General features: G+C 41.3%; 11 protein-coding genes, 1 tRNA gene and 1 pseudogene. 6 read left to right on the top strand and 7 right to left on the bottom strand.

Going from position 1 to position 12,906, the window contains the following annotated elements; translation table 11 throughout:
* Positions 1 to 16 precede the first annotated feature (16 nt).
* Both GQF63_RS02175 and GQF63_RS02170 read left to right on the top strand, forming a co-directional pair.
* Positions 17 to 871, top strand: a complete 855-nt coding sequence (locus GQF63_RS02175; RefSeq protein ID WP_160367443.1) for a universal stress protein — start codon at positions 17 to 19, stop codon at positions 869 to 871.
* Positions 872 to 983: 112 nt separating this feature from the next.
* Positions 984 to 2,312, top strand: a complete 1,329-nt coding sequence (locus tag GQF63_RS02170) for an OmpA family protein (protein ID WP_160367442.1) — start codon at positions 984 to 986, stop codon at positions 2,310 to 2,312.
* A gap of 80 nt (positions 2,313 to 2,392) precedes the next feature.
* Here GQF63_RS02170 and GQF63_RS02165 read toward each other — a convergent pair whose 3' ends face one another.
* Positions 2,393 to 3,793: a 3-keto-disaccharide hydrolase gene (locus tag GQF63_RS02165; RefSeq protein WP_160367441.1), complete on the bottom strand. Its 1,401-nt coding sequence runs from the start codon at positions 3,791 to 3,793 to the stop codon at positions 2,393 to 2,395.
* Between the two features lie 121 nt (positions 3,794 to 3,914).
* Between GQF63_RS02165 and GQF63_RS02160 the strand changes: the two genes are divergently transcribed.
* Together GQF63_RS02160 and GQF63_RS02155 are read left to right on the top strand one after the other, a co-directional pair.
* On the top strand, positions 3,915 to 5,330 hold the full coding sequence (locus GQF63_RS02160) for a Gfo/Idh/MocA family oxidoreductase (protein ID WP_160367440.1): 1,416 nt from the start codon (positions 3,915 to 3,917) through the stop codon (positions 5,328 to 5,330).
* A gap of 26 nt (positions 5,331 to 5,356) precedes the next feature.
* Positions 5,357 to 6,358 (top strand): 3-keto-disaccharide hydrolase, encoded by a 1,002-nt coding sequence (locus tag GQF63_RS02155; RefSeq protein WP_160367439.1) that lies wholly within the window; start codon positions 5,357 to 5,359, stop codon positions 6,356 to 6,358.
* 87 nt (positions 6,359 to 6,445) lie between these two features.
* Here the strand turns inward: GQF63_RS02155 and GQF63_RS02150 are convergent, their stop codons facing one another.
* A complete protein-coding gene (locus tag GQF63_RS02150; protein ID WP_160367438.1) occupies positions 6,446 to 7,831 on the bottom strand; it encodes a trimethylamine monooxygenase in 1,386 nt (461 codons plus the stop codon).
* Positions 7,832 to 8,272: 441 nt separating this feature from the next.
* Here GQF63_RS02150 and GQF63_RS02145 point away from each other — a divergent pair, with 441 nt between their 5' ends.
* Complete coding sequence (locus GQF63_RS02145) at positions 8,273 to 9,379, top strand: L-dopachrome tautomerase-related protein (protein WP_160367437.1); 1,107 nt, start codon at positions 8,273 to 8,275, stop codon at positions 9,377 to 9,379.
* Here GQF63_RS02145 and GQF63_RS02140 read toward each other — a convergent pair.
* Together GQF63_RS02140 and GQF63_RS02135 are read right to left on the bottom strand one after the other, a co-directional pair.
* On the bottom strand, positions 9,374 to 9,679 hold the full coding sequence (locus GQF63_RS02140) for a Smr/MutS family protein (protein ID WP_160367436.1): 306 nt from the start codon (positions 9,677 to 9,679) through the stop codon (positions 9,374 to 9,376). The genes GQF63_RS02145 and GQF63_RS02140 overlap by 6 nt on opposite strands.
* Positions 9,680 to 9,720: 41 nt before the next feature.
* Positions 9,721 to 10,608, bottom strand: coding sequence for a hypothetical protein (locus tag GQF63_RS02135; RefSeq protein ID WP_160367435.1), 888 nt, complete (start codon positions 10,606 to 10,608; stop codon positions 9,721 to 9,723).
* Between the two features lie 273 nt (positions 10,609 to 10,881).
* Here GQF63_RS02135 and GQF63_RS02130 point away from each other — a divergent pair.
* Positions 10,882 to 10,955, top strand: a tRNA-Pro gene (locus GQF63_RS02130).
* A 193-nt stretch (positions 10,956 to 11,148) separates the two neighbouring features.
* Here the strand turns inward: GQF63_RS02130 and GQF63_RS02125 are convergent.
* From GQF63_RS02125 to GQF63_RS02120, 3 genes and pseudogenes are all read right to left on the bottom strand, one after another.
* The gene (locus GQF63_RS02125; RefSeq protein ID WP_160367434.1) at positions 11,149 to 11,958 is read right to left on the bottom strand and encodes a hypothetical protein; all 810 of its coding nucleotides are present in this window, start codon (positions 11,956 to 11,958) and stop codon (positions 11,149 to 11,151) included.
* A 51-nt stretch (positions 11,959 to 12,009) separates the two neighbouring features.
* Positions 12,010 to 12,138: pseudogene (locus tag GQF63_RS19935) on the bottom strand (recombinase family protein); the annotation flags it as partial.
* A 21-nt stretch (positions 12,139 to 12,159) separates the two neighbouring features.
* Positions 12,160 to 12,792, bottom strand: coding sequence for a recombinase family protein (locus GQF63_RS02120; RefSeq protein ID WP_160367433.1), 633 nt, complete (start codon positions 12,790 to 12,792; stop codon positions 12,160 to 12,162).
* Positions 12,793 to 12,906: the final 114 nt, after the last annotated feature.

The following is a 12,906-nucleotide window of genomic DNA, read 5'->3' as shown; positions in this document are numbered from 1 at the left end:
TTCAACATACCGAATCATGAGTAAATTTTTAATTCCAATAGATTTTTCTGAGTACTCTGCTGTTGCAGTGAACTATGCCTGCCAGATTGCGCAGCAGAATGGTCAATCGATAGATTTAGTACACGTTTTTGCAGATCACTCTAATATTTATTTAAATGCGCAGAATGATACTGAATTAAAAGACCCCCGTGTGCCCTTAGCTGAGCGTGATATGAAAAAAGCTATTGAAGAAATCAATAAAGATTATCCGGGCGTACAGGTGAACCCTATTTTTAAAGATGGGAACCTGTATGAGGAGATTAAGAAGATTACCAATGCTGAGCATTACGATGCGGTGGTTATGGGTACCAAAGGATCTTCAGGCATGGAGTCTATTTTTATTGGAAGTAATACCTACGACACGATCTTAAATACCAAAACGCCTTTGTTGGCCGTTCCTTTGGAGACTGCTGTCCTTAAAAAAGATCGGGTTGGCCTATTGTGTAATTTTAAAGATGCGGAGTTGACCTGCTTAAGCCAGGCAATGCCCTTATTTAATAAAGATTATGAGTTGGTATTGATTCACGTGAATACCAAGGATCGGGAGATCAAAGATATCGATGCGGATTTCAAAGCTTTTATCGCCAGAATTGAGAGCGAGCTTGGCATATCTGACATAACGTACATTATTAAGCCACAATCTTTATTTATGCGTCAGAAAGAGACCATAGCCCAGGCGGTTACCTCGGTGTTAATAGATGAGCAGGTAGATATCTTGCTTTTGACGAAAAGCAAAAAGAGCGTTTTTCGCCAGATAACCGAGTCTAATGTGATCAAAAAGCTTGCTTTTGATATTAAGATTCCTACCTTTTTCGCACGCGTTCTAGCGTAAAAACGAGCTTTCAGCTACATTTCAGCTACAAATTTTACAGCATTTGTTGCCAAGACTTAAGTTTTGGCAACAAATTTGCCTATTCGGATAATAGTGTAAAATAACAGTAAACATGAAAACAAACTACATTAAAAAAGCCAGCCTACTAGCCGTAGTAGGTTTAATTTCTTCAAGCGCATTTGCACAACAAAACAAAACCACCATTGAGGGGACTACGCCACTAGGTTCTGCAACAGAATATAGAACCTGGACAATCGGTGTGAATGCAGGTGTATTGAACCAATCTAACATCTTCGGCTTTAACAGAGCAGGATTTGATAAATTGGATCATAATGTGGGATACAGTGCCTACATCAAAAAACAAATCTCTCCATCTTTTGGCATAAAAGCACAATACTTAGGCGGTAAAGTTTCGGGAACTAACGAGCATGCTGCTGCAGGGGAAGTATCTGCTTTTGAAACCAAGACACCTTGGTCAGCAGCTCTTTCTGGTGAGTTCACTTTAGCAAACACCAACTGGAGATTCTTCAACAGCATTATCAAGCCTTACTTCGCCGTAGGTATTGGTGCATTGAACGCTGAAACGACAACCACCGTAGATGGTACAAATGCTACAGCAGATTCACAAACTAAATTATTCGTACCGGTTGATGCGGGATTGAAATTCGCTGTTGCGAAAGGAATCAACATCGACTTGGGTTACCAACTTAACTGGGCGAACCAGAACTTCGATGGTGTTCGTGGTGGAACATTTAAGAACGACTTGTTCTCTTACGCACATGCAGGTTTAGAAATTGCCTTAGGCGATGGTAACAAACCATACTTAGGAAACAGCAACCCAGTTGCCACCTTAGTAGGTAAATACGACGAGTTGAAAGCAGAGCGTGATGCTTTAGTAGCTTCTAACGAAGCTTTAAAATCTGAATTATCTTCGATCAGCAATGACTTGAAAGATGATGACGGTGATGGCGTTGCGAATAAATTCGATAAATGTCCGAACACGCCTGCTGGAACTAAAGTAGATGGTGCCGGATGTCCACTTCCTGAAATGAAACAAGAGACAAAAGTAATCGAGAAAATCGTGGTAACCGAAGAGGATAAGAAAGTAGTTGATGAGGCGATTAAAAACCTAGAGTTCGATTTAGGAAAAGCAACCATCCGTGCTACTTCTTACGAATCATTAAACCGTGTTGCGGCATTATTGATCGAGAAAAACTTCAGCTTGAAATTAGCAGGTCACACGGATAACACCGGCTCTATGCAAACAAACTTGCGTCTTTCTAAAGAGCGTGCAGAATCGGTAAAAGCTTACTTAGTATCTAAAGGTGCTAATGCTTCCCGTATTGAAGCGACAGGTTATGGTCCAAACCAACCAATTGCGACAAACAGCACAGCAGAAGGTCGTCAGCAAAACAGACGTGTAGAATTCACTTTATATTAATAGAGACTATGCTAAACATAAACAGGGCGCTAAATTTAGCGCCCTGTTGTTTTTTATAGTAAATTCTTGTCTAACCTTCCTTACAGTTCTTTAATTTTGATGCTGCGGAAGGATACGGCGTCGCCATGGTCTTGCAAGAGGATATGGCCTTGCTCGGCTTCGCCAAACTTGTCCCAATCTTTGTATTTGCTACCGGCTACGAGTTTGCGGAATTCTTCCGATCCGCGAACAAACTCCAGCATTTTATAGCCATTGAGGTAATAGGTTACTTTATTTTCAGGTGTAACGACGATACGGCCTCTGTTCCACTCGCCAATTGGTTTTCTCGGGCGAGGGTTGCGGTCGGAGGTAATCAGGTCGTAGAGCGAAGCTAAGGTGCGGTTTCCGTCTTTGCCTAGCTTGGCATCGGGATGCTCTTTGTCATCTAAAATCTGATATTCTGGTCCGATGGCCGATCCTTTGGTTTCCTCGTTTAAGGTGACAAAGTATTTTACGCCTGAGTTGGCACCCGGTGTGAGTTTAAAATCGAAGGATAAATCGAAAGCCTGGTATTGCTTATCGGTAATAATGTCGCCACCGTTGGTCGATTCGCCACCATCTGATTTTTGGACGGAGATAATGCCGTTTTCAATTTTCCAGCCACTGGCAGGGAATCCACCGCCACGGGCACTGCGCCAGCCGGTTGTGTCTGTGCCATTGAACAATAAGCTATATCCGGCTGCTTTTTCATCGCTACTTAAGTCGTTCGCCTTGGTATTTACGATGTAGATATTGGTCGGGAATTCCGTAGGTTTAAGGTCTTTGGTTTGGATGTTGATGTTTTTGAAATATACTTTTTTGCCATCCAAAGAGTCGGGAATGCTGTGTACTTGCAGGGCAATAAATCCGCTGTTATCAACCGTATCTAAGAGACGAGCGGCCGGCACACCATTTATCCAGGTTTTCATTTCATCGCCAATGGCTTCAATGCGTATTTTATTATATTCATTCGGCTTATAGGCTGTTTTGGCATCGGGGTTCAAGTCTAAAGGATAGAGCCATTCTCTTCTTCCCTCATCGTAGATGCCGCCAGACCAGGCCCTTGGCGTCGGGTCTATATCCACCTGTCTACCATATACCCGTCCTTTGCCATCATTTGCGGCTGCATCAAAATGACTACGGATTTGAACGCCTGAGTTGGTGGTACTGCCTTCGAGCTTAATTTCCAGTTCGAGGATGAAATCGCCGTATTCCTGTTCGGTTACCAAGAAGCTATTGGGCGTTCCTTTGGTCATGGTGCCCACAATGGCATCACCCTCTACAGCATAGGGGGCTTTTCCGGCCATGGTTTTCCAACCGCTAAGGTCTTTCCCGTTAAACAAAGGTTCCCATCCATCGCTTGCGCTGTTCTGGCTGTTGTTTTGGCAGGAGCTTGCGAAGAATAGGAGGGCACAGGCCGCCGTGGATAAGCATGCGAAAGGTTTTTTAAGGCTATGTCTCATAGTAAAGTTTTGTTGAAATTGTAACAGGTTTAATGATAATCTAGGAATATCGCATTGAAATTAATATTTTTTTTTAATTTTAAGCTATATACGGTAAAGAAATAAACCTAGACATTCATTTATGAACCACCATTTTTCGCGTAGAAGTTTTATTAAGAAATCGGTTATGGCAGGCGGTGCTGTAGCGTTGGCAAACAGTAGTATGGGCTCCATTTTGATGGCTAAACCGAATGAACGGGTGAACCTCGCTGCTGTAGGCATCGGTAATCGTGCGGCCGAGATATTGTTGGAATTCCATAAAACCGGACTATGTAACATTGTTGCACTCTGTGATGTCGATATGGGCGCCAAGCATACCCAAGCGATATTGCAGCAATTTCCGGATGTTCCACGTTTCCAAGACTTCCGGCAGATGTTCGATAAAATGGGGAATCAGATCGATGCTGTTTCCGTAGGTGTGCCGGATTTCTCGCACTTCCCGATTACCATGATGGCGCTGGATCTTGGCAAGCATGTGTATGTGGAAAAACCAATGGCGCGCACCTTCCTGGAAGTGGAATTGATGATGCAGAAGGCTAAGAAAAATCCGAAGCTGGCGACCCAGATGGGAAATCAAGGCCACTCTGATGCCAACTACTTTCAGTTTAAGGCTTGGAAAGATGCTGGAATCATCAAGGATGTTACGCAGATTGTAGGGCATATGAATATGCCACGCCGCTGGCATGGTTGGGATGTGAAGATGAAGAACTTCCCGCCGGCAGAGCAAATTCCGGCTAGTTTAGACTGGGATTTATGGCAAATGCAAACCCTAGGGCATAATTATAATAAAGACTTTATCAATGGGCAATGGCGCTGTTGGTATGACTTCGGCATGGGAGCCTTGGGCGACTGGGGTGCCCATATTCTGGATACGGCGCATGAGTTTTTAGAACTTGGCTTGCCGACTTCCCTTGAGGCTGTGCGACTGGATGGTCACAACTCCTTCTTTTTCCCGATGTCATCCACCCTAAAGTTCCATTTCCCGAAACGCAGGCGCATGCCTGCCGTAGATATTATGTGGTATGATGGATTGGATAACCTGCCACCTATTCCTGCGGGATATGGCGTGTCGGGCTTAGATCCGAACATTCCGCCCCCAAGTACGGGTGCTTTGCAACCAGCGAAGTTGAACCCCGGTAAAATAATCTATGGAAAAGACCTTACCTTTAAGGGCGGCTCGCATGGTAGCACCTTAAGTATTATTCCAGAAGAGAAAGCGAAGGATTTGGCGAATAAGTTACCGGAGGTGCCGGTTTCGCCATCGAATCACTTTGCTAACTTCCTGAAAGCATGTAAAGGCCAGGAAAAAACAAGGTCCTCCTTTGATATTGCTGGGCCATTGAGTCAGGTATTCTGTTTAGGTGTGATTGCACAGCGCCTGAATACCAAGTTTGATTTTGATCCGCAGAAAAAAGAAATTGTAAACAACGAATTTGCAAACGCCCTATTGGTTGGTCCGCCACCAAGGAAAGGCTGGGAGCAGTATTATACCGTATAAAAGAACCAACAATAAATTAATTAAAAATGATTAAACAATTTGCATCCGGACTAGCATTTACAGCCTTGCTGAGCATGAGCTTAACCTCTTGTAACCAAGCTAAGGAGGAAAAGAAAGCCGAAGAAGAGGTACATAACCCTGCTTCGCAGACTATTCCGGAAGAATCGAAAGATTTGTTAGGACGTTGGGATTTGACCGTCGATAAAAAAGGTACGGCAGTTCCATCATGGATTGAAATCAAGCTTTCCGGATTTGCTACCCTAGTAGGTGCTTGGGTAGGGGATAGCGGTAGTAACCGTCCGATCTCGCATATCAAACTTGCAGATGGCAAGTTTTCATTCGCAATTCCACCACAATGGGAAGGTGGCGAAGGCGATTTTGTTATCGAAGGGGAATTAGCAGGTTCCGAATTAAAAGGAACAATCACATCCAATACGGGTGAGAAATATACCTTTACGGGGGTTAAAGCTCCTTATTTAGTGCGCGAAAAAGCACCAGAGTGGGGTACTCCGATTGAATTGTTCAATGGGAAGGATTTAACCGGTTGGAAGGCCTCTAACGATAAAAGCCAATGGGCTGTTAAAGATGGAATCTTAACAAATGCGGGTGCAGGTGCGAATTTGATTACCGAGCAGACCTTTAATGACTTTAAACTAAGCTTCGAGTTCCGCTATCCGGAAGGAAGTAACTCTGGGGTTTATTTAAGAGGTCGTTATGAGGTGCAGATTGAGGATTCACCAAAAGATAAGCATCCAGGCACCTTGTTCTTCGGCGCTATCTATGGTTTCCTTTCGCCAAACGAAATGGCCACCTTAGGGGCTAATGAATGGCAGAAGTTTGATGTTACCTTGGTAGGTCGTTTAGTAACGATTGTGGCGAACGGTAAAACCATCATCAGTAACCAAGAAATTCCAGGCATTACAGGGGGTGCTTTGGATAGTAAAGAAGGGGAAGCAGGCCCGATTTATATTCAAGGGGATCATGGGCCAATCGAATTCAGAAAGATTACCCTAACACCAGCGAAATAACAAGTTATTCTGAATAGAAAGAGTCCAAATGCAGAAGCGTTTGGACTCTTGTTTTTATGATAGGTGTTGTAATAAAGAAGTGTTGGCTTAGTAGTAGTTTACCTTATCCAGTTCTTTTTCATCGGCATTTACCTCAGTCAGATAGCGCTCTAAGCTATCGTCCATTTCCTTCATCCAAGGGGTGTGGTGAGGTTCGGCCTCCGTGCCGTCGATGACCGAAGTGTAAACTTGATCGCGGTAGTTGAGGATGTTCACTTCTTTATCATTTAACCAGCTTTTAAACATGTCTGCCACACGATCTAGGTCGAAGGTAGGGTAATCTGTCAAGCTGATTAATTCTTTGATGTAATCGGTTTGGAAGTCTACATGGTCAGGACCTGTTTCGGTACGAGCTTCGTAGTCCATCCATTTCTGGATGTCTGCATCGCGTTCTTCTTTTGCAGGAAGGGCAATACGTCCCAACATGTAATCGCGTGCAAACCAAGCCTGCGTATCAAACATATTAAAGGTGTAGTATTGATCCTGCATGCCTAAAAATAGTAAGCGTTCATTTTCGTTGAAAACTACGCCTTTATATAGGTTGTCTGGATAGAGACAGTTTTTAGTTTTTAAGCGTAACTCATCTGGTAGGAAAGGAAATTTATGCTGATATCCGGTACAAAGGATCACAGCGTCATACTCTTCAGCTGTTCCGTCTTTAAAGTAGGCGGTGCTTCCGTCAAAATGTGTAACCAATGGTTTTTCTTTGATGCCATTCGGCCATTTCGATCCAATGGGATTGCTGCGGTAAGAAATGGTGACCCCTTTACTGCCATGTTTGTAACATTGCACACCAATATCTTCTGCAGAGTAGCTACTACCAATCAGCAATAGTTTTTGATCGACAAATTGATCAGCACCACGGAAGTCATGCGCATGCATCACCGCGCCTGGGAAATTGTCGATTCCTTTAAAGTAAGGCATGTTTGGTGTCGAGAAGTGCCCGGTTCCTACCACTAGGTAATCGAAGTATTCCTCAAAGGTTTCATTCTTCTGTAGATCATCAAATACTACTCGGAATTGTTTTTTATCTTCCAAATAATCGACCCAGCGGGCTACGGTATTGAATTTTATATAGTCGCGGGCATTACTCTTTTTAATTCTACCTTGAATGTAATCGAATAATACTTCTCGCGGAGGGTAGGAGGAGATGGGTTGGCCAAAGTGTTCGGTAAAAGAATAGTCAGCAAATTCTAGACATTCTTTAGGACCGTTTGACCAGAGGTATTTGTACATACTTCCGTGTAGCGGCTCGCCATATTTACCAACGCCGGTGCGCCAAGTATAGTTCCACATACCTCCCCAATTATCTTGTTTTTCATAACATTTAATTTCTGGGATGGGATTACCTTTTTTCTGTTCCGATTCAAATGCTCTTAACATCGCCAGGCCACTAGGGCCCGCGCCAATAATTCCAACTTTAAAATTTGTCATATATTAATTTTTATGTTTTAAAATGTAAGTCGAGTTACAGCTCGACCCTCATGATTTTCATGATGAATGATCCCAAAAGGATGCATATCCCCAAAATTGGGGGGTAGATGTACGCCCAGAAAAAACAGCTTTGCTGCAGCAAAGTGCTATTGGGTGTTTATTAAACGATGGGTGTCTTTTGTTCTAGAAAACGAATAATTTCGCACAGTTTTCCTATGTTTTAATCACCGTTACTGACGAATGTACGGAAAAATATCGTAAATAGCAAATAATATATCGAATAGTTAGGGAAAGGAGGGTTGTTTTGCTTAAAATTTACGCAAAATAACGAATGGTTATTAAAAGATGTATTCGCTCGACCTTAATTGCTTAAATCCATTATAAATATCATAAATTGGGAAATATAAGCGTTTAGGTTATAGATGTAAATTGATATAAAATATGAAGTCAATATATTCCGGAATTGTCCTTGCATTTGCGATAATACAGCCTGCTCAGGCTCAAGAAGATGCTAACGCTAATCAATTGGAGGTTGTCGCCTCTTTCGATCGGTCTCAACCTATCGGTGTGTCGGTATCCAATCAAAATCGCGTATTTGTTTCTTTCCCGCATCGTGATCCTTATTTGTTTGGGATGACTGAGATTGTGGAGGGGAAAATGAAACCCTTCCCCAATTATAAATGGCAATTAACGGAGGGGCCAGAACTGGAACATTATGTAAATGTGCAGGATATATATGTAGATAACCAAGATCAGCTTTGGGTATTGGATAGTAAACCCGCTGCTTCGGGTTCCATATTCGGTAATGCAGCTGCAGGCGTGCAGACTGATGGTCAATTTAAGCTCATGCATTTTGATTTAAAGAACGATAGTCTGATTCGCATCTATACCTTTGACGATTTAAATAAAGGACGTTCCGGTTTGAATGATGTGCGTGTAGATACCGAGCGGCAAAAGGCTTACCTATCGGATCCCGGCCAGGCTGGTATTGTGGTGCTCGATTTAAAAACTGGGAAAAGCAGGACGGTGTTAAGTTCCTCGAAATACACCTTGTCAGATCCACAATTGGTTCTTTCTTATGAGGGGAAAGAAATGCGTAATAAGGATGGAAAGCCCTTTAGTTCGAATGTAAATGGCATTGCCCTCACGAAGGATAATGCATGGTTTTATTTTAAACCTATAAATGGTACGCATCTTTATCGCATTGCCAGCAGCTATTTGGCTGATGAAAAGCTAAGCGATATGGATTTGGTGGATAAAATTGAAGATATGGGAGCGGTGGGAGTAACCCATGGATTGGTTGCCGATGTTGCTGGAAATATTTACTTAACCAATTCCTTGGACTATAGTATTAAGCGATTAAAACCTGATGGGAGCATCGAGCTAGTTGTGCAGGATCCACGCTTGCTATGGCCAGATTCCTTGGGAGTAGGCGCGGATGGATATTTGTACTTTTCTTGCGCGCAGATGCAATTGTTGCCGCAATGGAATAATGGGGAAGATAAGGTTCAATATCCGTTTCAGGTGTATCGCATCAAGGTGCTATAAGCCGATATGGACCACTACAATGTCTTCATTGTGATAGGCTGGGTAATAATTGGCGATTGCACCAGCTTGTTTATACCGCTGTAATTCTTCGTATACAGCACGTCTTAAATTGCCTGTCCCTTTGCCATGGATAAACTTAATCTCCGGATATTCCCAGTAAATGGCAGCGTCTAACTGTTCGCGAAAATAGCTGATTGCTTCGGCCAGTAATTCATCCTGATCGTAATCGTCAAGATCGTCCATAAATGCAGTTGCATGCAGGTCTACTGTTTTTGCTGGTTTGGGAAGAGATCGCGCCATGCCGCAAAAATAGGAATTGACTCCGGAAAAAGAATATAAAATTAATGTTTTAATAGGTCGGCCACCATGCCTTTCGCCTGTTCAATTTCTCCTTTTTCTAAGAGTTCAATGTAAGGTTGAAGCTGTTTGTAACTGTCGGATGCTGGTGCAAAGTCCTTTAAATAGCTATAGGCTTCCTGAAAATAGGGGGCTATTTGCTCGCTTTCAATAGCAGGGGTATTGTCCATGCCAATAGTTAGGGCATTGAAATATCGGCCGTATTGCTCCCTCGCAAGTGGACTGTAAGCTTTATTATTATTGTTCTTCAGGAAATCTTCCCACCAAATAACGCGTTGCACCAAACTTTGGAATGGGATAATGATAGCCGCATCCTCGGCATATCCCTCTAGGTTTTCTTTGGCAATTTGCTGCAACATAATTTCCATGTTGCCTGAAATGTAGGGGTAAAACTCTTTTTGGATGTAAAATGGATTGATTTGAATACTATACATGCCTTCAGACTGACGGATGCGGTATCCATTCTGACTGATCTTTTTATAGCCATCCTCCACAGCATCTGCAGGTTTTCCACCATTAACTTCAATATCCACCAAGGAACTGTAATCCAATTCATCGTCAATTGCAGATTGATGTCCATAAAGTGACACCTTGTCCATGAAGTCGATGAAATACACCACTGCCAAGTCATTGTTCAGGCTGTCGCCCTGATTAAAAAGCTCTTTGAATTTTGCATTCGCTTTGCCAATGCTGTTGACATCTGTACTATCTAAGGCGTCAATATAATCTTGAAGCATATCGGCTTTGGATAGGGTATACTCCCCCGTATCTTCCCTCAGATTGCTGTCGGCGTTGGCATTGTTGTTTTTGGAATCCGTTTGACACGCGGTTGCCAACATCGCAAGCCCAATAGATAGATACTTCAATTTCATATTCCCTTTTTAAATAGTAACGATCAAAAGAAAACCTTGTTTTGGCCAAGCCTTTCTTTCTTCGGAAAAAAATCTAGCAAATAATAATTTCAAGGGCAATATACTAGTTATCGCCCGGAATACGCCATTTTTACGCGATAAATTATGCTTGGAAAAAGTTAATGTTAAATTATTTGTCAAATAATCAGGGGGTTAATAAAATGGATGAAAATAGGTTTTGCAGGCAATATGTAAAGATTGTATATTTGTGCCACAATAAAGGTGATACCTAATCGGGGTGTAGCGTAGCCCGGTATCGCGCCACATTTGGGATGTGGAGGTCGTAGGTTCGAATCCTGCCACCCCGACTAAAACGACAAATGGTGCCATTGGAAGACAAATGGTGCCATTTTTCATTTTAATCCCTTGTTTATACTATAGCAAGGCTTCCTGTAAAAAATTCCCTTTAATTAAAGAATCATAAAAGTAGCATCTTGTACTAATTTTGGGTTAAAAGGTAAGATTGTGGGAATATGTTGACAGGTTTCGAACCGCTTGAATTCAATCCGATTTCATTTTCGTAGAAATGCAAATTTCCATCAGCCTTGTTAGGAAAGATAAAATTTTGATAGCTTTTTGAATCGATATTTTATTTCCTTTATCCAGTTCAATTTTAATAATGCTTGTGATTAACTCTTGTTGTTCTTTGCTAAAATTACACGTTGTTGCTTCTTCAAAATTCTCTTCACTATTTAGATATTGGAATCCATATACTATCTTGACTTCATCTTTAAGATAATTTGTAATGTTAGTATTATTATAGATTAAATTCTCATTTAGAAAAAGAGAAGCCACTTTTAATATGATAGAATTGTCGGTATCTTGAAAGAGACACATAGGTTTTAAAAAGGATGATGCGAGCTTTTTAAAACTTCGCTTCTGCTGTAAATCAAGTTTATAAGCATCGTTGAGTTGTGCGCCTAGAATATCAATTCTGTTTTCGCAGTCTGATTTTATTGAGTGGTAATCTTCTTCGTCAATTGTACCTTTTACTAAAAGCTCCCTTGCATTAGCAACTCGTTCTATCATTTTATGTAATGATCTATTGATATTGGTTTTATCAATAGATTTTTGCTGATATACTTTTTCGTAAGTCGTTGTTAAAAGATTTTGGAATATTGGAACATAAGCGATGTCTGGTTTTAACCGACCTATTCCTGATAATAAATTATCATTTACTTTGGCTGCTCTTATCCGATAACCACAAGAAGAGGTACAATGATAATAAAAATACTTTTGAGATCTTCCACGAGAACCGCTTCCTGAAATTTTTTTTGAACAAAGAGGGCAATTGAGAACTCCCCTAAACATAAGTTCACTATTGGTACTTTGTTTAACGTATTTTTTGTCACGTCGTTTTATTCTTGATTGTACATCATTAAAAAGTTCTACTGAAATTAAGGGATTATGGATACCATGAACCTCTAGTATAGTTTTTCCATCTAAAGAAGGAACCTTTATTTTACCACAGTAGACCGGATTTTGAAGTATATTGAAGAAAGCATTTAAACTTCATTTTAGCCCTGTTTTGAGAACAATTTTATAGTAAGAGCGGACCGATGTATTTTCATCAAACTCTTCAAATGCCTTTTTAATCAATGTTGCCTCTGGCTCACGGGGAACTATTGTTTTTGTTCCATCTGGTAAAGATATATTGAGATAACCTATGGGTGCCCGCCCCATATATCGTCCTTCCTTTTTGGCTTTGTGTATGCCTTGCTTGATATTCAAAGACCTGCGGTCATTTTCTACTTCTGCTGTGACAATATACATTTCCAGTAATACTTTGTTTTCAGGTATCGACATGTCCAAAGGTTGGTCTGTAGCTTGAGGTTCAATGCCGAGCTTTTGAAGTTGAGTGATCGTATAATAAGCATTCGCCGTATTCCTGCTAAACCGATCCCAACGAGTAAATAGAATAAGTTGCGGTCTCGTAGATTTATTCATATTTAAATGTTTCATCATGGCAGTCCATGCCGGACGTTCAAAGTTTTTTGCCGAATGGTCTTCGAATATGGTCTGGACAATTTCAATATGATTGTCTTTACAATATTTATTCAATTTTTCTTCCTGGCTACGCTGAGAGTATCCTTTTTGTGCTTGTTCGTCTGTACTGACACGGATGTAAATAATTGCTGTTAACATGAGTTTCTCATGATAACGTAAGTATATTGATCTTTAAAATTGACTCATTATTGTAGATTGTGGTTTCCCGTAATTATCTGAGCGTTATTTCAATATCTTTGTGTAGAATTCAAT

The sequence above is a fragment of the Sphingobacterium humi genome (genome assembly GCF_009768885.1).
Taxonomy (GTDB): Bacteria; Bacteroidota; Bacteroidia; order Sphingobacteriales; family Sphingobacteriaceae; genus Sphingobacterium; species Sphingobacterium humi.
Note: the sequence above shows the minus strand (reverse complement) of the source record. Positions and strands in the feature narration are given on the sequence as shown.